Origin of the sequence: Carboxydocella sporoproducens DSM 16521 (assembly GCF_900167165.1) — a bacterium.
Taxonomy (GTDB): domain Bacteria; phylum Bacillota.
Genome location: NZ_FUXM01000008.1, coordinates 21,015 through 46,026 on the forward strand (window position 1 = coordinate 21,015; position 25,012 = coordinate 46,026).

The 25,012-nt window shown below is 50.7% G+C and carries 20 protein-coding genes; 1 reads left to right on the forward strand and 19 read right to left on the reverse strand.

Annotation, left to right across the window (positions count from 1 at the left end):
- Positions 1-64: 64 nt before the first annotated feature.
- The 4 genes from trxB to B5D20_RS04850 all read right to left on the reverse strand — a co-directional run bounded on the left by trxB (position 65) and on the right by B5D20_RS04850 (position 3,815).
- Entirely contained in the window at positions 65-1,354 is a 1,290-nt protein-coding gene (gene trxB / locus B5D20_RS04840) for a thioredoxin-disulfide reductase (protein ID WP_078665103.1), read from the reverse strand.
- 109 nt (positions 1,355-1,463) lie between these two features.
- Positions 1,464-1,619 (reverse strand): hypothetical protein, encoded by a 156-nt coding sequence (locus B5D20_RS13830; RefSeq protein ID WP_159071838.1) that lies wholly within the window; start codon positions 1,617-1,619, stop codon positions 1,464-1,466.
- Positions 1,620-1,641: 22 nt separating this feature from the next.
- Positions 1,642-2,994: a radical SAM/SPASM domain-containing protein gene (locus tag B5D20_RS04845; protein ID WP_078665104.1), complete on the reverse strand. Its 1,353-nt coding sequence runs from the start codon at positions 2,992-2,994 to the stop codon at positions 1,642-1,644.
- A gap of 185 nt (positions 2,995-3,179) precedes the next feature.
- On the reverse strand, positions 3,180-3,815 hold the full coding sequence (locus B5D20_RS04850; protein ID WP_078665105.1) for a methyltransferase domain-containing protein: 636 nt from the start codon (positions 3,813-3,815) through the stop codon (positions 3,180-3,182).
- A gap of 120 nt (positions 3,816-3,935) precedes the next feature.
- Between B5D20_RS04850 and B5D20_RS04855 the strand changes: the two genes are divergently transcribed.
- Entirely contained in the window at positions 3,936-4,442 is a 507-nt protein-coding gene (locus B5D20_RS04855; protein WP_078665106.1) for a hypothetical protein, read from the forward strand.
- 2 nt (positions 4,443-4,444) lie between these two features.
- On the opposite strand, the gene B5D20_RS04860 is transcribed toward B5D20_RS04855, so the two are convergent.
- The 15 genes from B5D20_RS04860 to B5D20_RS04940 all read right to left on the reverse strand — a co-directional run bounded on the left by B5D20_RS04860 (position 4,445) and on the right by B5D20_RS04940 (position 24,947).
- Positions 4,445-4,963 carry a YhcN/YlaJ family sporulation lipoprotein gene (locus B5D20_RS04860; RefSeq protein WP_078665107.1) on the reverse strand — a complete coding sequence of 173 codons (519 nt, stop codon included), beginning with the start codon at positions 4,961-4,963 and terminating at the stop codon, positions 4,445-4,447.
- Positions 4,964-5,477: 514 nt separating this feature from the next.
- Positions 5,478-6,491 carry an alpha-hydroxy-acid oxidizing protein gene (locus B5D20_RS04870; RefSeq protein ID WP_078665108.1) on the reverse strand — a complete coding sequence of 338 codons (1,014 nt, stop codon included), beginning with the start codon at positions 6,489-6,491 and terminating at the stop codon, positions 5,478-5,480.
- A gap of 24 nt (positions 6,492-6,515) precedes the next feature.
- Positions 6,516-7,226, reverse strand: coding sequence for a FadR/GntR family transcriptional regulator (locus B5D20_RS04875; protein ID WP_078665109.1), 711 nt, complete (start codon positions 7,224-7,226; stop codon positions 6,516-6,518).
- A gap of 80 nt (positions 7,227-7,306) precedes the next feature.
- Positions 7,307-9,442, reverse strand: a complete 2,136-nt coding sequence (gene ldhH / locus B5D20_RS04880; protein WP_078665110.1) for an L-lactate dehydrogenase (quinone) large subunit LdhH — start codon at positions 9,440-9,442, stop codon at positions 7,307-7,309.
- Positions 9,442-9,993: a LutC/YkgG family protein gene (locus B5D20_RS04885; RefSeq protein ID WP_078665111.1), complete on the reverse strand. Its 552-nt coding sequence runs from the start codon at positions 9,991-9,993 to the stop codon at positions 9,442-9,444. The genes ldhH and B5D20_RS04885 overlap by 1 nt, the downstream gene beginning before the upstream one ends.
- Positions 9,977-11,293 (reverse strand): (Fe-S)-binding protein, encoded by a 1,317-nt coding sequence (locus B5D20_RS04890; protein ID WP_078665112.1) that lies wholly within the window; start codon positions 11,291-11,293, stop codon positions 9,977-9,979. The genes B5D20_RS04885 and B5D20_RS04890 overlap by 17 nt, the downstream gene beginning before the upstream one ends.
- A 5-nt stretch (positions 11,294-11,298) precedes the next feature.
- Complete coding sequence (locus tag B5D20_RS04895; RefSeq protein ID WP_078665113.1) at positions 11,299-12,693, reverse strand: FAD-binding oxidoreductase; 1,395 nt, start codon at positions 12,691-12,693, stop codon at positions 11,299-11,301.
- A gap of 90 nt (positions 12,694-12,783) precedes the next feature.
- Positions 12,784-14,538: an L-lactate permease gene (locus B5D20_RS04900; protein ID WP_078665114.1), complete on the reverse strand. Its 1,755-nt coding sequence runs from the start codon at positions 14,536-14,538 to the stop codon at positions 12,784-12,786.
- Between the two features lie 273 nt (positions 14,539-14,811).
- Positions 14,812-15,216, reverse strand: a complete 405-nt coding sequence (locus B5D20_RS04905; protein WP_078665115.1) for a hemerythrin domain-containing protein — start codon at positions 15,214-15,216, stop codon at positions 14,812-14,814.
- 146 nt (positions 15,217-15,362) lie between these two features.
- Entirely contained in the window at positions 15,363-17,087 is a 1,725-nt protein-coding gene (acsA, locus tag B5D20_RS04910) for an acetate--CoA ligase (protein ID WP_078665116.1), read from the reverse strand.
- A 346-nt stretch (positions 17,088-17,433) separates the two neighbouring features.
- Positions 17,434-20,994 (reverse strand): chromosome segregation protein SMC, encoded by a 3,561-nt coding sequence (gene smc / locus B5D20_RS04920; RefSeq protein ID WP_159071837.1) that lies wholly within the window; start codon positions 20,992-20,994, stop codon positions 17,434-17,436.
- Positions 20,963-22,009 carry an elongator complex protein 3 gene (locus tag B5D20_RS04925; RefSeq protein WP_078665119.1) on the reverse strand — a complete coding sequence of 349 codons (1,047 nt, stop codon included), beginning with the start codon at positions 22,007-22,009 and terminating at the stop codon, positions 20,963-20,965. The genes smc and B5D20_RS04925 overlap by 32 nt, the downstream gene beginning before the upstream one ends.
- A complete protein-coding gene (rnc, locus tag B5D20_RS04930; protein ID WP_078665120.1) occupies positions 22,010-22,738 on the reverse strand; it encodes a ribonuclease III in 729 nt (242 codons plus the stop codon).
- Positions 22,739-22,743: 5 nt separating this feature from the next.
- Positions 22,744-23,985 (reverse strand): beta-ketoacyl-ACP synthase II, encoded by a 1,242-nt coding sequence (fabF, locus tag B5D20_RS04935; RefSeq protein WP_078665121.1) that lies wholly within the window; start codon positions 23,983-23,985, stop codon positions 22,744-22,746.
- Complete coding sequence (locus B5D20_RS04940; RefSeq protein WP_078665122.1) at positions 23,982-24,947, reverse strand: NAD(P)H-dependent flavin oxidoreductase; 966 nt, start codon at positions 24,945-24,947, stop codon at positions 23,982-23,984. The genes fabF and B5D20_RS04940 overlap by 4 nt, the downstream gene beginning before the upstream one ends.
- Between the last annotated feature and the right edge of the window lie 65 nt (positions 24,948-25,012).

Sequence of the window (25,012 nt, forward strand, 5' to 3'; positions counted from 1 at the left end):
GTTTACTACTGTTTCTGGTTGGCGTCAATAAAAAAGCTGCAGTTAAGCACTGCAGCTATCTTTCTTAACCTCTGGCTTTTTCCATCAGGTATTTCTCCGCCATGATACCGGCAATAGCTCCATCAGCAGCAGCTGTAATCACCTGGCGGAATTTTTTCACCCGTACATCCCCGGCAGCAAAAACTCCAGGCAGATTGGTCTCCATATCTTCATTGGCTTGAATATAACCCCATTCATTCATTTCTACCTGGCCTTTAAACCAGTGGGTCCGGGGCTGGGTGCCAATATAGACGAATACCCCATTGGCAGGAATATCAGTAAGCTCTCCAGTTTTTACATTTTCCACTGTAACTGAAGTGAGGTGTCCTTCTCCGTTAACTTTCCGTACTTCTGAATCCCACACCACTTTAATCTGCGGGTGGTTAAGGGCCTCCTCCTGAGCAATTTTGGAAGCCTGGAAGTGATCAAACTGGTGCACAATAGTAACCTGTTTGGCAAAGCGGGTCAGAAATACCGCTTCTTCTACTGCTGAGTTTCCACCTCCGACAACAATTACATTATCCGCATCCTGATACATAGCCCCATCACAGGTAGCACAGTAGTGAACACCCCGGCCTCTGAATTCTTCTTCCCCTTCAGCCGGCAGTTTTCGCGGTTCCGCCCCGGTAGCGATAATCACTGTCTTGGCGTAATACTCGGTATCTTCTGTACGCACATATTTTCTTTCTCCAGTCAGATCCACCTGGAAAATCTCCTTGAGGTCATGAATTTCCACTCCAAAGGATTTGGCCTGGTTGACCATGTTTTGCATCAATTCGCTACCCCGCACCGTGCCAGGAGTACCGGGATAGTTGGCAATGTGGAAAGTGGTAGCCGCCTGGCCACCTGGCAATCCTTCGTCAACCAGCACAGTGTGCAGTTTGGCCCGGCCGGCATATATGGACGCTGAAAGTCCAGCAGGACCACCGCCCAGGATCAGAACATCACACTCTACCTTGGCCAAACCACCTTCCCTGACACGGGGCCCGGTGATTTCTTCCACAGCCAGGCGCAATTGAGGTTTTGAGATATATCCCGTCAATCGCTTGCCTGCTTCTTCCCCGTTCTTGAAAAACAATACAGTCGGGCTGCCTTTCACTCCCAGCTGATTGGCCAGTTCCCGGTTGCCCTGGCGATAGATTTTCACAAATTTCATCATAGAACCATATTGTTCAGCGATCCGTTCATAACTGGGAGCCAGATATGCACAGGGCGGACAATCTGTGGAATAAAAATCAACTGCTACCGGCAGTTCACTGTGCAATACCTCAGACTCAAATTCAGCTGCACTGATCTCTTTTACAAATTCACTCATTTTTCTTCCTCCTTATACCCCGTATAGGTATTTCCCTGGCCTTATTCTACCATTCCGCTCAGCTTACTGTCAACAAAATTTTTGCTTCAAAAAAATTAAAGCCACCTGATCAGGTGGCCTGTTCCAGTTTTCCTAATGCCCGCTCTAATAAACTGCAATCTTCACAACCTGCAGCTGGCCCACCACCCCGGCATTTTTGCAAACAATAGCGGGCCGCCTGCACCAGAATACCCCGTTCCGCTTCCGTCAGCACTACCTGTGGCACAGGTCTCACCTCCGGACTTAGTTTACCCCAGTTTATCCCGGTAATATTCTAAACCAAGGGTATAAAGTTCTTTAATCGGTCTGCAGTCCGGTGCCTGAACCTTGCCAGTTCGACTCCAGGCTACCGCCCCGCATCCCCCGCCGCAAACATGGGCTACGGCACAATCCCGACACTCTGGGATTGTCAGCACATTCCGTGTTTGCCAGAGTCTGACGGCTTCCTGGTCATATATCACTTCCGGCCAGAAAATGCCCAGCCGATGCTCCGCCCGACCGGCAGTGGCGGTACAACCATAAATATAGCCGTGCAGATCAAAAACCCATTCTTTTTTGGCTGCAGGACAGGTATCAAAAGCCGGTACCAGCATTTCTCCGTTTTCTATCAGGTAACGGATGCCTTTGAAATCCGGCTGATGGAATTTTTGCAAGAGGGGTTCTTTTTTAGTCAGAGCGGCATAAGCAGCCCACATTTCCAGGCGGTTGAACAAATGCTGGGGCCTGGCGTAGCAATCATAAAGTTCATAATTTCTTCCCAGCTGAGTTTTAAACTGGCCAGGAGACAAATCCAACCAGCCCTGTTCCTCCAGATAACGCACCAGGGGCAAGAGGGAAGGTAAATTTTCTTTGTCTACTACTACCCGGAAATTGATGGGGAAACCAGCCGCTACCGCTGCCCTAATTCCTCTCATTATTTCAGCAAAAGTACCCCGACCATCAGCTGTACCCCGACGGGCATCGTGAACTTCCTGGGGCCCATCGATAGTCACCTGGATTTCTTTGATCCTTACCCCACTGGCCTGGAATAATGGAACAAACTGCTCCAGGTCGTACCCATTGGTTACGGCAGCCAGTTCGAAATCATTAGTCTTTGCCTGACGAGCAATATAATCAATAATTTCCAGTTGTCGGGGGCTGGCAATCAGCGGCTCACCGCCAAAGAGAGTAATAAAAGGCCTTGGTTGTTCCTGGCCAAATTTACTGCTGATATGTTGAAAAAAAGCATCCACAACTTCTTTAGTGACTAATTCTCCCTCTTTCATGCCCTGCTGAAAACAGTAGGTACAGGCCAGGTTACAGGCATAGGTAGGCACTAACAAAATATGGGTGGGAGAAGTGGCTAATTCCTGCTGAAATTCCCCATATTTATCAGCCAGCAACAGGCTTTCACTGGTGGCATCAGGCAGGATATAACCTCTGTCCTGCAGATAACTCAATAATTCCGGTCCTACCTCTTCCCAGCGACCAGCTGCCGCGGCTTCCAGCTGCGCTCCTTCCTCCGCTGTAGCAAAATCCACCAGCCCCATGAGCGCATTGACCAGGGCATATTCCTTGCCCTCGAACAAAGGCAAAATCAGGTTATATTTACTCCAGTACATGCTTGCCCTCCTTGACGGCAAGCAGCCGACAGGACAGCTTAGCTGTCACTGCCGGCTCCTGCCTTAAACTGGATTAGTCGTGGCAACCAGCCACCACTTTGGATTGTTTGGAACAGCACTGAGCCAGGTTCAGGGCTCCGCTGCAGCACTTTTTCTCCTGTTTTTTGGTTACAGGACGCATAATGTCACCTCCCTTCCCTGCCTTTACTGGCACGCAGGGTCAAACTAGCAAAAGGATACCCGTTCTTCAGGTATTCTCGCCGTTTGAGGATAACTATTTGCTGGAAACCAGCCGCCTCAATGGCTGCCAGATATTCCTCTTCCGTAATGGCTCCTCCCCAGCAATCGGCCCAGGCCTGTGGATCCTGTTTTACTTCCTCCGGCAGTGGTACCAGCGAGACAGCATCACTGATTACCATTCTGCCTCCCGGCTTCAGAACCCGGGCGATTTCCCGGTAGGCCCGAAATTTATCGTGGACATGGTTAATCACACAGTTGCTGAGCACACAGTCAAAAGTTGCCTCCGGAAAAGGCAGCCGGGTCAGGTCACCTTGAATAAATTCACATTCCTCTGCTTTCTCCTCCTGGCGGGCAGCTGCTCGCGCCTGTTCCAGCATGGCTGGAGTCAAATCCAGACCAACCGCTTTGCCTCCTGGCCTGACCAGGTCTACAGCCCGCAGCACATCAGCACCACGACCGCAACCAAGGTCCAGTACCCACTCACCTGGTTGTAAATCAGCCAGCTCCAGATTGGAACCACAGCTCAGATTGGAGCAAGCTGTTGCTTCTCTGGTATAACGCTGAATGATTTCTTTCTCCATACCGTTACCCCCTCCGGGTATCAACAGCTATATTATAACATTTTTTCGCTGAAAATGTCAAAAGCGATTTTAATTTTTGGACATACTAATAGTGTAAATCCGGACAAGGAGGTTAGTCCTATGCGCCAAATTCGTTTTATTATCTTAATTGTATTGCTGATGCCTGTACTTTTTGCCTGTACCCCCCAGCGCAAGCCCAAACCAGCCGAACCACCACCTCTGGCCCAGCTGCCCACGCCAGTAGAAGACTTGCCCCTGGATATTATGGGTACTGCTGATGCCTACGCACGGGCGATCGCCAAAAACCAGCTGGATAAAGCCAAAAAAATGAGCAGTCCCGCCAACCGCCGCTGGCTGGAGGTTAGTTATCCGGCTGCCCTGCAAAAAATAGCGCGCCAGTATAAAGTAGGAACAATCCGCTTCAATCGCGCTGATTTTGAAGCGGCTTTACTGGAAGGAGATTCCTATGAGCGGCTGGTGGTAACCCACAGTCTCTTTTTCCCCATTGGACCAGCAGGCACCGGTCAAGTCTACCTTAAGTTTCGTATAACTAAAGTGGGTAAAAAATATCTAGTCCAGTCCACTGAGTTACTGAGCAAACTCCCCACCCCACCACCAGGTCAATAAGTTCAGGATTTGATCTGACTTAATTCACTGGCAAAGTCCGCTGCCATCCGTCCCTGACGAATGGCAGCAGCTATTTTTTGCAATCTGGCCCGGTTTTCCGGGCTACTGGTTATGATCACCTCTTGCCAGCCGGGTTCCTGTTCCTTGACTATCTGCCTGATTTTCTGCTCGCTTTCCGGCGTCAGTTCAGGAACAGCGATATAGATCCGGTTATGCCAGATAACTACCACCGGTTGTTCTATCCCCGGTTTTTTTGCCAGGAATTGTTCCCAGGCGGCAGCAGCCTGAGCCCCATCAGCCGGAGTGGCCGGAGCCTTCCCCGCGGTACCTGCTCTCCCCAGGGGATGAGGCGGCAGGGGCAGCTGAGGTGCCGGATTTTCCGGTCTCAATCCCACTTTTCGCTGAGGTTGCTGCAGCAGGTTTTCTGCCCCTCGCGGTAATCCCGCATCACGGTAGAGATAAAAAAAGGCAAGGCCAGTAAATAGAATTAGCGCTAAAAAGAGGGGTAAACCCTTTTTCATTGTCAGTCCTCCTTGTTCCTTTTGTGTTTTATTTTAACCGCAACTACCCACTGTCAACTCATACGAGTCTTTTCAGCATGCCCTAATAAATACAAAAAAACGTGGGCTGGGATTCGCATAATGGGTATTCTGGTAGGATGAGGCATCACGCCGAAATCCTTCGGCCTTTTGGTTACGACAATGGCAGCAACTATTTCGCCTTACTCATCGTCGTAATATTAATAATTTGAGATGAGTTAAAACACAGGTATAGGAACACTTTCTCCAGAACTGCCGCATTACGGATGTTAAATAGCGACGGAATGTCTCGCTTTAATACCTTATCCACTACATCTTCCCGTAGCATCCTCTGGGCATAATAATCGTCTTTCGACAAGGCAAGTTCAGGGAAACCGCCTACCGTCAGATAACTGAAAATGCTTCTGTATAATTTATGCAAATTATATAACTTGTATTTACTTTTTTGTCTAAAAAACAAGACCGGAAACGCCCTCTGCGCTTCCGGTCTTGTTTTTTAGAACAGGATTTCCCGCTTTACATTTTTAACCGAGGCAGTTCCGGTCAAAAGCATAGTCTGAACCAGTTCGCCTTTCATTTTGTTGAGCAGGAAGGCAACTCCTTCCTGACCGCCCCCAAAAGCTCCCACTACCAGAGGACGGCCTACCAGAACGGCATCTGCCCCCAGGGCCAGCAGTTTCAGGACATCGGCCCCGCTGCGTACTCCTCCATCGGCAAAAATCAGCACTTTGCCCTTGACCCGGCTGGCGATTTCCGGCAATACTTCGGCAGCTCCCGGTGTGAAATCCAGTACCCTTCCACCATGATTGGAAACTACTATGGCTTTAGCTCCTGCCTCCACAGCCAGTTCTGCCTCTTCCGGAGTCATGATGCCCTTGAGAATGAAGGGCAATGTTGTAGCCTGTACCAGCTCTTTGATTTCCGCCAGGGTTTTGGGGCCTACCGGTTGCCCTTTGAGGGCCATGGTGATCAGGCCAGCGCCATCTATATCCACACCAACAGCCAGCGCCCCGGCTGCCTCTGCCTGGCGGATGCGCTTGATGATCTCCTCCTGGGCCCGCGGTTTGATAATGGCAATACCTTTGCCCTGGTGTCTGGCAATGGCTTTCAGGCCGCTGTCATACATGGTCGGGTCAGCTCCATCCCCGCTCATGCCCAGCGTACCGGCTTGCAACGACCCGGCAATAATATACTCGATAAATTCTTCCTCGGTTAACTGGCCACCCATATTATAAGGAGTGCCGGTCATGGGTGCTGCCAGTACTGGTAGGGCCAGTTTTTCTCCCCATAGCTCCAGGGTAGTATCTGGCTCTTTAACTTCATGAATAGTCCGCATGTTGAAGCGATAGGCTGCCAGGGCCGCCAGATTGGCTCGAAAAGCACTACCAGTGCCCAGACCTCCCATCCCTGGTACTTCACCGGCACAGGCCCGCCCATCACAAACCGGACAAACCCGGCAATAGCCCTGTAATTTTTCCCTGGCGTTTTTTCTGATAGCTGCCAAGTCCATTTTTCTTCCCCTCCAGTCTAGCAATTATTCTTTGATCTTTTTGGCCAGTTCCGCCTCAGCAAAGAGGAGATGATCCAGCATGGCCCGCTCCGCCGCCTGGGGCTGTTTGTTCCGGATGGCATCATAAATGCGGCGGTGCTGTTCCATTAGCTTTTCCCCGTTTCCCGGAGTCAGGAACAACTGCTTGCGGGCCGCTACTATTGCACTGTGAAAGGAGTCGGAAATGGTACGCATCAATCGCACCAGCCAACCGTTATGGGTGGCTTCGGCAATGGCATAATGAAAGGCGGTATCACTAACTTCCCCTTTCTCGAAATCTGCCACATTATCTTCCATCTGTTTCAGCGCTTCTTCTATCTTCTGGATTTCCTCCGGTGTAGCCCGTTCCGCAGCCAAACGCGCTGCCGCCGTTTCGAATATTTTCCGCACTTCATAAATTTCAAAGAAATTGCCCCGCTCGATGGAGAGAAACATGGCCAGGGGCTGGATGATGGCGTCACTACAGGCTTCCCGCACAAAGGTGCCCTCACCGGTGCGTATTTCCACAAAACCCATCATTTCCAGGGCTCTGAGGGCTTCCCTCACCGAAGCCCGGCTGACTTGCAGTTTTTCCGCTAATTCCCGTTCGGACAGGAGTTTATCTCCCGGTTTCAAATCGCCTTCCGCCATCAAATCCCTGATCTGTTCGACAATTTCCTCATATATTTTTTTGGGCTTTATAGGCCGAAATTCCATAACTTTACCCCCTGCAAGAACAGAATATTAAAATATTTTCTACACAAGCGGGGCAAGTTCCTTCAGACGCAGGGGATTTTTTATTTTAATTTTTCCGCAAGAAGTTCAGCTGTATGCTTGACCCGAATCCCTTCCCCTTGTTTATCGAAACCGCCGGCAATCTGCATCACACAGCCAGGACAATCCATGGCCACGGTGGTAGCGCCGGTGTTCTTGATATTCTGCAATTTCCTTTGCAGAATGGGGGCAGAGATTTCCGGGAATTTAAGGGAATAAGACCCCCCCATACCGCAGCACATATCGGCTTCGAACATTTCCGCCAGCTGGTATCCAGCTTTTTGCAACAGTTCCCGTGGTTGCTGCCATACCTTCAGGGTTCGTTTTAAATGGCAGGAGTCGTGGTATGTCACCTTTTCCAGTGTCTCGCCTTCCAGCAGAGTCAGCCGTCCTTCATCCACCAATTTTTTCACCAGACTTGAGAAATCCACCGTTTTAGCTGCCAGTTCTCTGGCCCGGGACAACCATTCCTGCCGCCCCTGGGTTTCCAGGGTGCTGATGAATTCATGTTTTAAGGCCGCGGTACAGGTAGGACAGGCGGAAACCACATAACTTGCCTCGGTTGACAGCAGGGCTTTCAGGTTATCCACTGCATTCTGGGCCGCTACTTCGAAAGCCCCGTTGTAGCGGGCCGGCGCTCCGCAGCAGGTCTGCCCTTCCGGAAAAACTACTTCTATTCCTGCTTTGTTCAATACCTTGATGACCGCTTCTCCCATCTGCGGATAGGCGAAATCAATCAGGCAGCCAGCATAAAAAACTGCTTTTTCCCTAGCAGGGGTTTGTTTAATCTGCTTCACCCGGTCTCGCAACGGCGTTTCAGCAATGGTGGGTAAACTGCGAAACTCAGCCAGCCCGGAGAAAAACAGAGGTAAATGCCGGATAAAACCTCCCCTGGCAAAGGGTTTTTGCGCCAGGGATGCTGCCCGCAACAGGGAATGAAAGAGGCGGCGATTGCTTAATACCCCGGAAAAGATGGCCTTCTGAGTCAGGGATTGCCCCTCTTCCTTGACCAGCCGCCGCCGGATTTCCACAATCAATTCCGGGATATCGATTTTGCCCGGACAGACTTCCCGGCAGCGTCCACACATGATACAAAGGCCCTGAATTTCTTCCGATTTCTTCAGCTCATCAAACCAGGCTGTCAAGATGGTGCCAATGCCACCAGCATAAACATGCCCGAAAACGTGGCCCCCTACCAGCCGGTAAACAGGACAAACATTGAGACAGGAAGCGCAGCGGATACACTGCAGAGCTTCCTTGAATTTGGGATCCCGGGCCATTTCCGAGCGGCGATTATCCATGAGGATGATGTGCAGTTCTTTTCCCGACCCGTCGGGATTGGGGGTGGACCCGGTGATCATGGAAACATAGCTGGTCAGCAATTGCCCGGTAGCACTGCGGGGCAGCGCCTGCAGAATCGGAGCTATATCGGTAAAAGAGGGAACCAGTTTTTCCAGCCCTACTATGGCCACATGGATGCGGGGCAAAGTAGTGACCAGCCGGGCATTCCCTTCATTGGTCACCAGCACCAGGGTGCCCGTTTCCGCTACTGCTATATTGGCCCCGGAAATGCCCATATCCGCTGCCAGAAAATACTGGCGCAGTTCCTGGCGGGCCACCTTGACCAGGCGCGGAATATCACTGGTAAGGCGTTCCTGAACTTCTTTGCTGAACAAATCCGCCACTTCTTCTTTGGTCATGTGAATTGCTGGCATCACCATATGAGAGGGCTTTTGGCCAGCTAGCTGGATAATCCATTCCCCCAGGTCAGTCTCCTTCACTGTCAGTCCGGCCTGTTCCAGATAGGGATTGAGGTGAATCTCCTCAGAGGCCATGGACTTGGATTTGACCACCAGTTTGACTCCCTTTTCCCGGGCCAGGTTTAATATATATTCCTTTACCGCCTGGGGACTGCTGGTCCGAAAGACTTTTGCTCCCCTGGCTTCCGCCTCTCGCTGAAACTGCTGGGCCAGCTCTTCCAGCCGTTCAGCCGCTCCTCCCTTGATTTCGGCTATACGACTGCGCAAACCTTCAAAATCAATCCCTTCATAGGCTTTGGCCCGGCTGATGACATAGGCCTCGGAAAACCGACCCAGCGCTCCGGTCAGATTGGGATTGTGCAGGGCCTGTTCAATCGACTGTTTAAATTGCTCGGTCATTAGTTGCCACCTCCCAGATCGTCCACCAGCACTATCACCAGTCGTCCAGGTCCATGCACCCCGATGGTCAGTACCCGCTCGATATCAGCGGTACGACTGGGACCGGTAATAAACGCCAGGTAGCTGGCTTCAGTAGGCTTAACCCGGGGCAGGAGAGTGCCCATGTCCGGCAGAATCTGCCGGGTCCCCAGAATAGCCAGGTGAATTTCCGGCAGAGTGGAAACCAGTCTTTGCTCCACCTGAGTAGCAACCTGTACCAGAGTACCAGTGTCCGCCAGACCCCAGTCCATTTGACTGATACCAATCCGCGCCTGGGCGGCCAGTTCCTTAGTGCAGGCGAATTTCAGGCCAGGAATTTTTTCCTCAAGAGCACTTAAGTCCATTCCCTGAATCAGGGGCGAATCTGCCCAGAACGCATAAGCCCCAGGTCTGTTTGCCACCCCCTCCTGTACCAGGAAAGTTAAAATGAAATCCAGAGCTTCTGTCTGACTGGCAAAACGATAAACTTCTGCCCCCACAGCTTCAGCCCGGGTCTTAAAAGCTTCCCACACAGCTATTTCCTCCTTTTTCCTTCCGGTAGGACTCAGCCAGGAGCGAAATATAGTGGACTACCTCCTGACCCTTGCCAAACTGATTGATACCATCGGCAAGATGCATCATACAGGCCGGGCAGCCGGTAATCACTTCTTCCGCCCCGGTCTGACTGGCATCCGCAATTTTGCGCTGGTTAATTTCCATAGAAGTTTCATAATGGGTTAAGCTAAAAGAACCGCCACTACCACAACAGGCATCGGGCTTGTTCATCTCCTTCAGTTCCACCCCAGGAATCGCCCGCAGGATTTCCCTCGGTTCCTGATAAACCTTCATGGTCTTTTTCAAATGACAGGGGTCGTGATAGGTTACTGTTACATTTATTTCTCCCTGAGGTTTGCGGTAGTTGATAACTCTGGTTAGAAAGGTAGAAATATCATATGTGCGGCTGCTCCAGTATTCGGCTTTAGGTCCATATATGGGGTCATCCCCCAGCAATTCCTTGAATTCATGCTGCCAGGAACCCCCGCAGGAGCCACAGGCAGTAATAATATAATCAGTACCACAATCGGCAAAAGCTTCCAGATTCTTGCGGGCCAGCTCCCGGGCAGTTTCGATATCTCCGTGGACAAAAGCAGCAATCCCGCAACAGCACTGATCCCGGGGTATTACTATTTCCACCCCGTTTTCTTTCAGTACTTCTATAACATCATGACCGATCTGGGGGTAAATATAATTTATCGAACACCCCGTAAAGAAAGCAACCCGTACTGGCCTTTCTCCTTTTGGTTCCCCGGTTATGCGAGAAGGAACCTGGCTGCGGAAAGGAACTGGAGCCAGGGCAGGCAAGATTCGCTTCATACTTAAACCCATGCGAAAACGGGGATAGTAGGCTTTCTTTTCCGGATGGCGGCGGAAAACCAGGCCCTGAAAACTGCCGCCCAGACGCATACCCAGATCAAATAAACCCTGTTTTTTCAAGGCTGCAAAAATGGCTTTTTTCAGCGGGTGTAACCCCTTCTGCCGGGCGATCTCTGCCCGCAAGGCCAGGATAATGCGGTCAAACTTTACACCACAGGGACAATTCTGCATACAGGATTTACAAACCAGACAGTTAAACAGTTTGTGGATTAAATCTTCATCCTGCAGGTCCAAATCTCCTGCCAGCAAAGCCTCCGCCAGGGTGATTTTCCCCCGGGCTACCCCGGCTTCCGTTTTCTCGGTGATATATATAGGACAGACTGCCATACAATTACCGCATTTCATGCATTTGGCCAGTTCCGGTTTAACCTGTTGCAAATCATCGTAAAGTGTAGCCATGGCAGTTACTCCCCTTTCAATGGGACCATTTTGCCGGGGTTGAGCAGATAATCAGGATCAAGGGCCTCTTTTACCCGACGCATTAAGGCCAACCCTGGCTGACCCAGTTCATCCTTCAGGTACTTCATTTTGGCTATACCGATCCCGTGCTCTCCCGATAAAGTTCCGCCCATGCTGAGGGCAGCAGCAAAAATCTCGTCCACCGCCTGATGGACTCTGATCATCTCCTCTTGATTGCTGGCATCCGCCAGAATGGTGGGATGCAAATTGCCATCACCGGCATGTCCAAAAGTACCGATATTCAGCCGGTACTTTTCGGCAATTTTTTGAATTGCCAGCAGCATGTCGGTAATTCGCGTCCGGGGAACAGTTGCATCTTCCAGCACTGTAGTCGGACTGAGCTGGGCTAGAGCTGGCAATGCTGCCCGCCGGGCTGCCCACAGTTGTTCCCGTTCCTGGTCAGTGGCAGCCATCCGCACCTTACCATTATTCTCCTGGATTACCCGCAGAACCACCTGAGCTTCTGCTTCTACCAATTCCGGTACCATCCCATCTACTTCTATCAGTAATAACGCCTCTACATCGGTTGGCAAACCGACTTTAGCGTAATTTTCTACAGTTTCAATCGTCTTTTTATCCATAATTTCCAGGGTTGCCGGAATCACATGATTTCTAATAATCCCGGAAACGGTGTTACCGGCGTCCTCCAGACGATCAAAGAGGGCTAACAGGGAACGACGATATTTGGGCGCCGGAATCAATTTTACCGTAATTTCAGTTATAATGCCCAGAGTACCCTCTGAACCTACAAACAGAGAGGCAAAATCATAGGCAGTCACATTTTTCACTGTTTTCCCACCAAATCGTACCACTTCACCACTGGCCAGTACTACTTCCATACCCATGACATAGTGTTTGGTCACCCCGTACTTTAAGCCACGTAATCCGCCGGAACACTCGGAAACCGAGCCGCCCATGGTGGCAGTAGCCACTGTCCCGGGATCGGGGGGATAAATCAGACCAAATTTAGCCACCGCATTGTTCAGATCCTGGATAATGACCCCCGGCTGAACGGTGGCCGTTAAGTTATCGGCATCCACTTCCAGAATAGCATTCATCCGCTGGAAGGAAAGAACTATCCCCCTTTTCAAGGGAATGGTGCCACCACTCAGGTTTGTCCCGGCTCCCCGGGGATAGATAGCCAGCTGGTTCGACCGGGCCAGTTCTACTATCCGCTTTACTTCCTCCGTAGTTGCCGGCAAGACCACCACATCAGGTAACTGGCGGGGCATATCAGCAGTAGCATCATAACTGTAAGTGATCAGGTCAGTTTTTTTGGTCAGGACATTCTGGGTACCGACTATTTCCTGCAATTGCTCCAGTATCTTATGCTCCAGCATGTTTTCTCCTCCTTGTTATTAAGGTCTGATGGTCTGACCACACTAAAGGGAAGAGACAGGGAGCTTTTCCTCCCTGTCCGCCATCACAACTTACGCTGTCTTTTTCCGGTTCATGACCAGAACCAGGATAAAAACGAGAGCAACCAGTGCCACTGTATACCCCAGGTAAGTCGCACCCAGAGTCGGGAATACTTTTTGAGCAGCTGCAGCAGCCGCTGCTTCTACCATTTTATACTTGGGAATCATCCAGGTCAGTACATATGCCTGCAAGGTTACAAAAACACCGATAATGGTGGCAAAAATCAAGGAATGTTTAACCGTAAAGCGGAAGAGATCGGCTTCATGTCCAACCAGACCAACGGCAGCAGTAGCAACTGCGATGGACTGGGGAGAAATCATCTTACCGGTAACCCCACCCGAAGTATTGGCGGCCACTGTGACCACCGGGTCAACGCCGATTTTATCGGCCGTAACTGCTTGCAGTTTGCCAAACAGAGCATTGGCCGAGGTATCGGAACCGGTAATGAATACACCCAGCCAGCCCAGGAAAGGTGCAAAGAAGGGGAAGAATTTACCGGTTGCTGCTAAAGCTGTACCCATGGTAATGGACATACCAGAGAAGTTGGCAATATAGGCAAAGCCCAGAACGGAAGCTATGGTCAAAATAGGATAACGCAGAGTCTTCAGGGTTTCAAAGAAGGTTTTGATCCCTTCGGAAATAGGCATGCCCAGCATAATGATGGAAACAAAAGCCGAAATCAGGATAGCCGTACCTGCTGCACTCAGATAATTGAGCTTAAAGATCGCTTCCATAGGTTTTTCGCCTTTGATGATCATATTATGCAGGCCAGGAATTTCAAACTTGACCAGACCGAAATAATCCAGAGCATCTTTAACCGGCTTCAAGCCCCAGGCTGTGATGAAGATGGTCAGAATGATAAAGGGAGCCCAGGCTTTCAAAACCTGCCCGGCACTATACTGCAATTTTTCTTTCCCCAGGCTGGGGGCTTCATCAGCAAAGCGCCAGGTTGTGGGCGGCTTCCAGACTTTGAGAAAAGCAGCCAGAGCGACAATGGATACCAGAGATGCGATAATATCCGGCAACATCGGGCTCAGGTAGTTAGCAGAATACCACTGGGCTATGGCAAAGGAAGCTCCGCTGACCAGCACCGCCGGCCAGACTTCCACCATCTTCTTCCATCCAGCCATCAGTATAATCAGGTAAAAAGGTACCATCACAGACAGGAACGGCAAAGTCCTGCCTACCATCTGGCTAATCGCCATCGCATCAATCCCGGTTACCTGTCCAGCTACGATTATAGGAATACCCACACCGCCAAAGGCTACTGGTGCAGTATTGGCGATCAAACAAATCCCGGCAGCATAGAGGGGGTTAAAGCCCAGACCGACCAGCATCGCACCGGAGATAGCCACCGGTGTACCGAAACCAGCTGCCCCTTCCAGGAAGGCACCAAAGGAAAAAGCAATCAATAAGGCCTGTAAACGCCGGTCATCGGTAATGGAGGCGATGGAGTTTTTAATGATTTCAAATTGACCGGTTTTAACAGTAATGTTGTAGAGATAAACAGCAGTAACAACTATCCAGGCAATGGGGAACAGACCATAAAGCATACCATAGCCCGTTGAGAGAAGGGCCAGTTTAGCAGGCATGCCGTAACCGAAAATCGCTACCAGTACCGCCAGAATAACTGTTGTGACCCCGGCGATATGCCCCTTCATCCGCTTGACAGCCAGAGCCCAGAACATATAGAGAATGGGCACAGCTGCCATCAATGCAGAGAGGCCGATGTTGTTTAAAGGATCAATCACCATTTTCCAGGTCATAATTTTTTACCTCTCCTTTCCAATTTTGTGCCAGCGTTTTCATTATAACTAGTTTGTCTTTTTCCCCCTTCATTTCACCCCCGGCTTAAAAATCGCTTATTGTCAGGCTTTCAGACCTGTCATCTTGTTTGATGGACTATTGGCCTGACCACTTTGCCATTAACATATTCGACAACTTTATCACAATTCCTGCTGAAAGAAGCAAATTTTTTGATAATTTCAAAAGTTATTTTTAGTACAAATTCAGTAAAAAATAAGAGGGCACTTGCCCCCTTATTTTTTCTCTAATTGCTGAAAGCGAACATAGATTATGTTTTCTTCCCGCCTGATTCTTTCTCCCAAAGTCGCATATAAACGGCCAAAATCCCGCGCAAATTCGATCCCGGCCCCACCCTGGGCGTATTTCTGAAAAAACTCCATAGCCAGCCGCGAAATCTCATCCATGTCTTTGGCGAATAACTCCAGAGTCTGGCGCAAAGAGATATCAACCTCTGCTGCTCGCCGTAGATGGGGATAAAGTTCCCTGTCTTCTCTCTGTAGATGGTGCAGTAGCAGGTTTTTGACTTCCAGAAGCTTATCCCGTCCTTCTTTACTGGATATGCCCACTTCCTTAATTTTGTTCAGGGTCGCCAGAATCACAGCATGATCACTTTTCAAAGCATCTACCAACCCGGCCATTTCAACCACCTCACAGCACTTTTTTATATTTTAACTAAAACTTCCCATCTTTTCTGTGAACCCGGTCACACCAGAAAAATAACCCCCTTGCCCCAAGATAGTCTCCGGGGAGGGAGACAAAAAGGGGCAAGAGGGTTATCAGCCTTTTAATCCTCCATTGTAGAAAGGTCACCGGTGGGCAGGCCCAGTTCCCAGGCTTTCAGTACCCGCCGCATGATTTTACCGGAACGGGTCTTTGGCAGTTTATCCCGTACTTCAATTTCTCTGGGCGCAGCATGAGCTGCCAGACCTTTTTTAACAAATTGCTTAATATCTTCTTCCAATTCCGGTGTCCAGGTATAGCCTTCCCGTAAAGAGATGAAGGCCTTGATGATTTCACCCCGCAGCGGATCGGGTTTACCGATAACCCCTGCTTCTGCCACAGCCGGATGTTCTACCAGTTTGCTCTCAACCTCAAAAGGACCAACCCGTTCACCGGAGGTGTTGATGACATCATCAACCCGGCCCTGGAACCAGAAATAGCCATCTTCGTCTTTGTAGGCGGAGTCGCCGGAAATATACCAGGGCTCCAGGCGGAAATACTCCTTGTATTTCTCTTCATTCTTCCAGATGGCCCGCATCATGGAAGGCCAGCCTTTACGAATGGCCAGGTTACCCATTCGATAGGGAGGCAATTCATTCCCCTGATCATCTACAATCGCCGCATAGACTCCCGGGAAAGGTCTGCCCATAGAACCGGGCTTGATGGGCATGCAAGGATAGTTACAGATCAATTGACCGCCAGTTTCAGTCATCCACCAGGTATCATGGATGCGGATACCGAAGACCTTCATCCCCCAGCGAACTACTTCGGGGTTAAGAGGTTCACCGACGGAAAGAATGTGACGCAGACTGGACAGGTCATATTTCTTGACCAGTTCATCACCCGCTGCCATCAACATCCGGAAAGCGGTAGGAGCACTGTACCAGACAGTTACCCCATATTTTTCGATAGTCGCATACCAGTCATCAGGACTGAACCGGCCACCCCGAATCACACTGGAAGCGCCATTGAGCCAGGGCCCAAAAATCCCGTAGGAAGTACCGGTTACCCAGCCAGGGTCAGCGGTACACCAGTAGATATCCTCTTCCTGCAGGTCCAGTACCCACTTGGCTGTCTGATAATGCTGAATCATGGCATTATGGACATGCAATACCCCTTTGGGCTTGCCGGTAGAACCTGAGGTATAGTGGATCATCATCGGGTCTTCCCGGTCTACCCAGACAATATCGAATTCCCGGGAAGCCTCTTCCATCAGCTTTTCGAAACTATGGAAACGGGGATCGGTTAAGTCCTCATCTTTGGCACCAACCAGGATTACATGCTTTAATGCTGGCAAATTGGGCAAGTCCACCCGTTCCATCAGTTTAGGAGTAGTGAAGAGGGCAACCGCATCGCAATCCTGCATCCGGTCCCGTACTGCGTCCATCATAAAGGCTTCAAACAGCGGACCGCAAATGGCGCCGATCTTAAGAATGCCCAGTACAGCAAAATATAGTTCCGGACTGCGCGGCATAAAGATAAAGACCCGATCTCCTTTTTCAATGCCCAGCTTCTTCAGAACATTGGCAACCTTATTGGACATGAATTTCATGTCCTGGAAGGTGTATTTTTCATCCCGTACCCCATCACTGTAGTAAAGAGCCACTTTATTTTTGCGCCAGGTCTCACAGTGGCGGTCAACACACTCATAGGCCATGTTTACTTTGCCGGTAGTATACCAGGAAAATTCCTTTTCAACATCTTCCCAGCGGAAATTTTTATAGGCCTCTTCATAGTTTTCCAGGTTGTGTTTACCCGGACTGGGTGCCAGAATTTCAGTTTTCTCCATCGATCCATCCCCCTGTTCTTTTTTATTTTGGTCCCTGCTTACCTCTCATCACTCACCGGAAAAGTTTGTACAACCCTCCTTCCCCTTCTCCCCTGCTGGTTCGATATTTCTTATAGGTATTGTAGCATCAATTTTAGAAAATCGAATGGGTTTGGCGGTGAATAACCAAAAATTGGCCTTTGCCCGCCAATTGTTCTTCTGACCGTTCACCTTCGTTTTTTGTCCCCACTGAGAAACCATTCAAACCAAAAAAGCAGCCATTCACCTGTGGAAATGACTGCTTTTTTAAAATCTTTGATTTTTCTTATTCATTGCAGTTCAGCCATTCAGCTTATTGAATGGCTGTTCAACGGGTCATTTCCAGGGCCAGAACTTTACTGCTGCCGGAATCATCCATAGTGACCCCATACAGAATGTCTGCCGCTTCCATTGTCCCTTTGCGGTGGCTAACCGCCAGAAACTGTACCCGGTCACTAAAGTTTTTGACATATTCAGCAAAACGGGCAACATTGGCCTCATCCAGGGCTGCCTCGATTTCATCCAGGACCACAAAGGGACTAGGCCGTACTTCCAGGATAGCAAAGAGCAAGCTGATGGCAGTCAGAGCCTTCTCTCCCCCGGAAAGCAGAGAAAGCTGCTGGGTTTTTTTGCCCGGTGGCTGAGCGATTATATCCACCCCGGTAGTCAGTAAATTCTCAGGATCAGTCAACTGCAAACGGGCTTGACCTCCCCCGAATAATTCCGTAAATACCCGGCTAAAATGTTCAGCTACCTGAGCAAACGTTTCGGCAAAACGCTGAGCCATTATAGCTTCCATTTCGGCAATCACATCATACAGGGCAGCCTTGGCTTCTTTCAAGTCCTGGGCCTGGTTTTGCAGGAAAGTATATCGTTCCTGAATGCGCTGGTATTCCTCGATCGCACCGATATTGACTTGTCCCAGTTCTGCCATCAGGGCCTTCAATTCCTTGATTCGGCGCATTGCTTGCTTCAAATCAAGACCTTGATAGGCGATAACCTGTTCCTGGTTAAACACCATGCCAAAGTCATCCCAGAGGCGCTGGGTAATATTTTCCCATTCGGCCTCCTGGCGGGTACGTTTCAGCTCCAGCTGATGGGCAGTCCGTTCCAGTTCTTGCAACCGCTCCTGGCTGGACTGCCACAGTTCCAGCAATTTTCTTTCCTCTATTTGCATGGTTTGCCGCTTTTGGCGCAGTTCCAGCAGTTTTTCTCTGACCCTTTCCGTCTCCTGCTGCAGTTTTGCCCAGTGTTCCGCCAGCTCGTTCTTTCTTTGTTCTAATGCTTCGCCTTCCTGTTCCAGTACGGCTAGATCCCGCTGGATTTGCTCCAGCTGCTGAAGGCGCCGTCTCCGTTCCAGACGCTGACGTACATCTATAGTTTTAAGACCGGTTAATTGTTGCTCTACCTGGGCCAATTCCACCTTCAGCTCAGTCTGACGCGCCATCAGATTCTGCAATGCTTTTTCCTGCTCTGCCAGCCGGATGTTTTCAGCTTCGATAGCATTACCCGTCTCCTGTCGGACTGTTTCCAGTTCGGCTGCCTTTCTGGCTAGAGAATCCAATTCACGCTCGACCTGAGTATATTCCCGCTGACAGCTCTCCAGATTCTGAAGCAGCTGCTCTCGCTGTTCTTCCAGCTCCTGGCATCTACTTCTCGCCTCCTGCCAGTCACGCTGGGCTTCAACCAGTTTGAGCCTTAGCTCTGCCGTCCTGGTTTCCAGTTCCTCCTTTTGCTTCTGATTTTCCCTGAGGCTGGAGCGGATTTTCTCAATCTGTTTTCTCAGTTCTTCCCGCTCTCCGTTGACCTGTTTAGCTGCCTGGTTTATTTCCTCCAGTTCCCGGGCCCGCCCCAGCAAATTGGCATTGCGACGCTGATAGGAACCACCAGTCAAAGAACCCCCGGGGTTTAACATATCCCCGGCTAGTGTCACAATCCGATAGCGAAAACCGGTGGCCCGGGCCAGCCCTAGAGCAGCATCCAGGTCCTGGCAGACAATAATACGGCCCAATAAATTATTGATCACCGGCCGGTATTTTTCCGCATAACTCACCAGGTCAGCCGCAATCCCAATTACCCCTGGCCGTTTGAGAAGTGTTGCCTTTTCCTCCTCTCGTAAAGTGGAAGCGGTAACAGTGTTTAAGGGCAGGAAAGTGGCTCTACCCAGGTTATGGCCCTTCAGATATTCAATAGCTTGCTTGGCTCCCTGATCCGTTTCTGTTACCAGATACTGCAAAGCACCGCCCAGTGCCACTTCAACAGCAATTTCGTATTCCTGGGGCACCTGTAACAGCTCAGCCACTACTCCGCAGATTTCCTGGCAGGCGGGTTCGCCTCTCTGGCGACGCAATAACAATTCTCTTACTGCCCGCTGGTAGCCTTCATAATCCTGTTGCATATCAGCTAAGACCCTGGCTTTAGAGGCGAGGAGTTGCCATTGTTGCTGTTTCTGGTTAAAAATCTCTTCCAGCTGGGCCAATTCTGCCTCCATCTCTTTCCTGCTCTGCGCAAGGCCAACCTGTCGACTTTCATGTTCTTGCCTTCCTCGTTCTAGCTCTTGCTGCCATTTTTGACTCTGTTTTTCCCGGGCCTGCCAGGTCGTTATAGCTCTATCAATTTCCTGTATCTGATTCCGCAAGTGCTCAATCTTCTCTCTGAGACCAGCCAGGCGAATTGCCCCGGCAGTTTGCTGTTGCTCCAGTCTGGTCAGCTCATTTAAAGCTTGAGCCGAGCTGTCCTTCTGGCTAACCAGGGCTTGCCTGATGGTATCCAATTCTTTTTGCAAACTCTCTGCCCGCTCATTTACGGCGGCCAGCTCAGATTGCAATTGCTGACGTTTTCCTTCCAGCTGCTGCACCAGCAGGGCATCAGCCGCTGCCGTTTCACCACTGTCTGCCAGCTCTGTCTCGATTTCTTCCAGCTGACGTCGTAACAGGGTAGCTTGTTCCCGCCGTCCCTGCTTCTGAGTAGAAAGGACCTGGAGCTGCCCCTGGGTGTGTTCTCCTTCCGAAAGCAAGCTGGTATATTTATCCTGAATAGCCTGTAATTCCGCCTCCAGGGGTTCTAATTCCCGCTGAAACTTTTGCCGGGACGCTTCCACCCTGGCCAGGGCAGCAGCGGCTTCCTCCCGGGCTGTTTCCAATTCCTGAACCTGGCATTGCAACTCAGCCAGTTTCTCTCTCACCTGCTGGCCCTGCCTTACCAGACAACCGATTTCCAGCTCCTGTTCTTCCCGCTGGTAGGCCAGATATTTTTCCGCCACTTCAGCCTGTCGGGCCAGCGGTTCCAGCTGTCCTTCCAGTTCGCTGATAATATCTTCCACCCTGACCAGGTCAACCTCAGTTTCCTGCAGCTTTTTTTCCGCTTCCAGTTTGCGCATGCGATAACGTACAATCCCGGCAGCTTCCTCGATGATTGACCTCCGGTCTTCCGGCCGGGCATTCAGTATTTCTTCCACCCGGCCTTGACCGATGATGGAATAGGCATCCCGTCCCAGCCCGGTATCCAGAAACAGCTCATGGATGTCTTTCAGGCGGCAGGGAGTCTTATTGATCAAAAACTCCGACTCGCCATTGCGATAGACCCGCCGGGTTACTGTAATTTCATTAAACTCCAGGGGAAAGCGGCCATTGCTGTTATCCAGAGTGAGGGAAACTTCCGCCATACCCACCGGTTTGCGCTTCACGGAACCGGAAAAAATCACATCTTCCAGGCGAGAGCCGCGCAGGTTTTTTACGCTTTGCTCTCCCAGCACCCAGCGGATGGCATCAGCTATATTGCTCTTACCACTGCCATTGGGACCAACAATCACTGTTAAACCACTGTTAAAAGCCAGTTCCACTCGATCAGCAAAGGACTTAAACCCCTGAATCTCCAAGCGCTTTAGCAACAAGGGCTTCATCACTCCAGTCTATCAACTTATCTCCCCACCGAATTGTTCCCCGCGGCAAAGAGCCATCTCCTAAAATTCGTGGTTTTATGTTAAATTTCCTGCTTAAGTAACAAAGATTAACACCATGCTGACCCCGCAGGTTAGAAAAATCACGAGGATTGACAAATAGGGGCTGGTTAGGATCTACTCCCTGCTGAAGCAAGCTTTCCAGCAACCAGAGGAAAATCCGGCTATCGACAATTTGTCCTAATGCCGGATGATAACAGCCAGCCAGCACGCTACTACCAGGCACCAAATCCTGACCAGGCTGTAACCCTATCCGGATCACCGGAATGCCCCGGGATTGAAAAATAATTTTCAACCTGGCCGCTGTATCCACCGCCAGGGCAAAATCCCAGGGCTGAAAGGTGCCGGCCTCCAGCTCCCGGGCCAGCGGCGTCCCGGCCAGCACTACCAGAGGATAAATTCTGACCAGGTCAGGAGCTACCGCTGCCAGTCGTCTGGCTCCTGCCACTGCAGTTTGGGGTGTCTCTCCCGGCAGCCCCGGCAAAAGCTGGATACCGATTTTTAAACCAGCAACATGCCCGGCGAGAATGGCTGTAATAACATCGGCTGCCCTGTATCTCCTGCCTGCCCGGGCCAGCACCTGGTCATCCAGAGACTGCACTCCCAGCTCCACCGTGGTGACCCCGTAGCTCTTCAGCCATAGCATTTGCTCAAGGTTAATGGCATCCGGCCGGGTGGAGAGGCGGATAGTGCTGATTTTGCCCCGCTGCCGCCAGGGCTGAAGGCTCTCCAACCAGGCCACCTGCACTTTTAAAGGCAGGGCAGTGAAACTGCCACCATATAGAGCCAGTTCCACCGGTTCCGGTCCAGCGGGTAAAAGGCCGGGCAAATCCTCTGGTAAAAGAGGTTTGACCCGGCCAGTTATAGTGTGCTGGTTACAAAAACTGCAAGCCTGTCCACAGCCCAGCTGCGGAATAAAAAGGGGCAAAATATGTTGTTTCGCCATTTATTTCTTCAATCCTTTCCAGGCACCCTGATCCCGCAGCTTAATCAGGGCTTCATGGGCTGCTTCCTGCTCTGCTTCCTTCTTGGTCTTACCCTGGCCCACGCCCCAAACTTGCCCGCCGATACTCACACCTGCGGTAAAAACTTTATTATGGTCCGGTCCTTCTTCCTTTAGCAGAGTATAATGCAGTTCCTGCTGGGTGTATTGCTGAATCCATTCCTGCAACTCGGACTTAAAGTCCCCGTGCTGTCCACCCTGGGCTGCATAATGATCTATTGTATCCTTCAGCTGCTGCAATACGAAGGCCCGGGCCCGTGTAAAGCCTTGATCAAGATAGATCGCACCGGTCAAAGCTTCAAAGGCGTCGGCCAGAGCGGCAGGCCTTTCCCTGCCTCCACTCTTTTCTTCTCCCTTACCCATTGCCAGGCACTGTCCTAGATTCAAGCGCCGGGCCACAGCGGCCAGAGAAGGCTCACAGACCGAAGCAGCCCGGATTTTGGTCAGTACCCCTTCCGGGTAATCAGGATAGGTATTATACAGGTAATCGCTGACCACCAGTTCCAGCACCGCATCTCCCAGAAACTCCAGCCGCTGGTTGTGTTCCTGTCTCTGCTTGCGTTCATTGGCATAGGAAGTATGGGTTAAGGCAATGGTCAGCAATTCAGGTTTATTCCAGGTAAAGCCCAGTTGTTCTACCAGAGCCGCAAGAGCGCGTGGATCTCCCTGCATTGTTTCTACCCCCGGAACTTCTTTAGAATAATAGTCGCATTGTGCCCACCAAACCCGAGGGAATTGGAGAGAGCCGCTTCCACCGGCATTTGCCGTCCCTGATTGGGTACATAGTCCAGGTCACATTCCGGATCAGGCTTTTCCAGATTAATGGTGGGTGGTACAAAATCTTCGGCAATAGCCAGAGCGCAGATAGCTGCCTCGATTCCCCCGGCTGCACCCAGCAAATGGCCAGTCATGGATTTAGTGGAACTGACCGCCAACCGATAGGCATGTTCGGCAAAAACTTGCTTAATCGCTATGGTCTCGCATTTATCATTTAGAGGCGTGGAAGTGCCATGGGCATTGATATAATTGATCTCCTCCGGTCGTAAGCCCGCATCCTGCAGCGCCTGGGCCATAGCCGCTGCTGCTCCAGCCCCTTCCGGGTCTGGAGCGGTAATATGACTGGCATCACAGGTACAACCATACCCGACCACTTCAGCATAAATCCGGGCTCCACGGGCCAGAGCATGTTCTAGAGTCTCCAGTACCAGAATCCCAGCTCCTTCGCCCATGACAAAGCCATCGCGCTCTATATCAAAGGGACGACTGGCTTTGCTCGGCTCTTCATTGCGGGTGGACATGGCCTTCATGGCACAAAAACCGGCAAAAGCCAGCGGAGTAATGGGAGCTTCTGTACCCCCGGTAATCACCACATCAGCATCACCCCGTTGCACAAGCTTGAAAGCATCGCCAACGGAGTTGGTAGAAGAAGCACAGGCAGTCACAGTAGTGATATTGGGCCCCTGAAAACCAAACTGGATAGCAATTTGACCGGCTGCCATATTGGCAATCATCATCGGCACGAAGAAAGGACTAACCCGATTGGGTCCCTTTTCCAGCAAGACCCGGGTCTGCTCTTCAAATGTTTCCATGCCGCCAATCCCGGAGCCCAGAATTACACCTACCCTTTTTTTATCCACCTGTTCTAAGTCCAGACCAGCATCCTGTATAGCCATAGCTGTGGCTGCAACAGCAAACTGGCTGAAGCGATCCATGCGCCGTGCCTCTTTCTTATCAATCCACTGCTGGGGATCAAAATTATCTACCTGTCCAGCAATACGGGTAGGCAAAGCGGATGCGTCAAAACGGGTAACCGCCTTGATGCCGGAGACGCCATTTTTGATATTGGTCCAGAATTCTTCCTTACCGAGGCCATTGGGGGCAATTATCCCCAGTCCTGTTATAACTACCCTTTTTTTCATGTCTTCACCTCTTCCTTTATTTCCGCCACTTCAGCCAGCAGCCGGCGGAAAATCTCTTTTACCGGCAAAATTTCTTTGATTTTTTCCACCATTTCTCCGGAGAAAACCAGGGCTTTACTAAAATCTCCACCTCTGGTAGCCTCGGTCAGAGCCGCCATAATGCAAAAACGGCGGGAACATTTTTTCAAGCAATTAACGCATTTTTCGATGGGAGCTCCGCCTTCGGCAGCCAGTTTCTGCGTAAAAGTGCTTTTCAAACCACGTCCCGGCAAGCCCACAGGGCTGTCGACCAGAATAACATCCTCATGCTGGGATTTTAAATATAATTGCTTGAACTCATCGGAAGCATTGGATTCCACACTGGCCGCAAACCTGGTTCCCATTTGCACCCCATCTGCGCCCAGGCGGAAAGCCTCCACTATATCTTTTCCATCCACAATCCCCCCAGCTGCAATCACCGGAATGTGGACGGCTTTTTTCACCTCCGGTAAGATTTCCCGAATGGAACGCTCGGTTCCCAGATGTCCCCCTGCTTCTTTTCCTTCGACAATCACAGCAGCGGCACCCATTTTTTCTGCCATCACAGCCAGCCGAGCAGAGGAGACAATGGGTACAATCGGTATTCCACTGCTTTTACCCCAGGCAAACATATCCCGGGAAAAGCCTGCACCAGAAACTATCAGGTCAATTCCTTCCTCTATGGCTGCCTTGACCAGACTGGCAAATTCTCTGGCTGCAAATAACACATTAACACCGATAATGCCCCGGGTCAAGTCCCGGGCCTTACGTATTTCAGCTTTCAGCTCTTCTATGCTCATACCTGTCCCGGCTATCAGGCCAATTCCGCCTTCATTAGCTACTGCAGCAGCTAAAGGAGCGGTGGATATGCGCACCGCCATGCCGCCCTGGACAATGGGCACAGGGGCGATTAGATGTCCAATTTTCAGCTCCGGCAGTTTCACGGTTGTCTGCGCCTCCAATCTTTTTTAAAAAAGTCCCGCAGCAGGCTACGGGACTTTTCCGCCTT

Coding starts and splice junctions, on each gene's coding strand:
- B5D20_RS04875 (WP_078665109.1), bottom strand. CDS start 7,226: ATGGAATTTCGGCCTATAAAGCCCAAAAAAATATATGAGGAAATTGTC.
- B5D20_RS04895 (WP_078665113.1), bottom strand. CDS start 12,693: ATGCTGGAGCATAAGATACTGGAGCAATTGCAGGAAATAGTCGGTACC.
- B5D20_RS04900 (WP_078665114.1), bottom strand. CDS start 14,538: ATGACCTGGAAAATGGTGATTGATCCTTTAAACAACATCGGCCTCTCT.
- B5D20_RS04890 (WP_078665112.1), bottom strand. CDS start 11,293: ATGGCTACACTTTACGATGATTTGCAACAGGTTAAACCGGAACTGGCC.
- rnc (WP_078665120.1), bottom strand. CDS start 22,738: ATGCAGGGAGATCCACGCGCTCTTGCGGCTCTGGTAGAACAACTGGGC.
- B5D20_RS04925 (WP_078665119.1), bottom strand. CDS start 22,009: ATGGCGAAACAACATATTTTGCCCCTTTTTATTCCGCAGCTGGGCTGT.
- B5D20_RS04855 (WP_078665106.1), top strand. CDS start 3,936: ATGCGCCAAATTCGTTTTATTATCTTAATTGTATTGCTGATGCCTGTA.
- trxB (WP_078665103.1), bottom strand. CDS start 1,354: ATGAGTGAATTTGTAAAAGAGATCAGTGCAGCTGAATTTGAGTCTGAG.
- fabF (WP_078665121.1), bottom strand. CDS start 23,985: ATGAAAAAAAGGGTAGTTATAACAGGACTGGGGATAATTGCCCCCAAT.
- acsA (WP_078665116.1), bottom strand. CDS start 17,087: ATGGAGAAAACTGAAATTCTGGCACCCAGTCCGGGTAAACACAACCTG.
- ldhH (WP_078665110.1), bottom strand. CDS start 9,442: ATGACCGAGCAATTTAAACAGTCGATTGAACAGGCCCTGCACAATCCC.
- B5D20_RS04860 (WP_078665107.1), bottom strand. CDS start 4,963: ATGAAAAAGGGTTTACCCCTCTTTTTAGCGCTAATTCTATTTACTGGC.
- B5D20_RS04905 (WP_078665115.1), bottom strand. CDS start 15,216: ATGGCCGGGTTGGTAGATGCTTTGAAAAGTGATCATGCTGTGATTCTG.
- B5D20_RS04845 (WP_078665104.1), bottom strand. CDS start 2,994: ATGTACTGGAGTAAATATAACCTGATTTTGCCTTTGTTCGAGGGCAAG.
- B5D20_RS04850 (WP_078665105.1), bottom strand. CDS start 3,815: ATGGAGAAAGAAATCATTCAGCGTTATACCAGAGAAGCAACAGCTTGC.
- B5D20_RS04870 (WP_078665108.1), bottom strand. CDS start 6,491: ATGGACTTGGCAGCTATCAGAAAAAACGCCAGGGAAAAATTACAGGGC.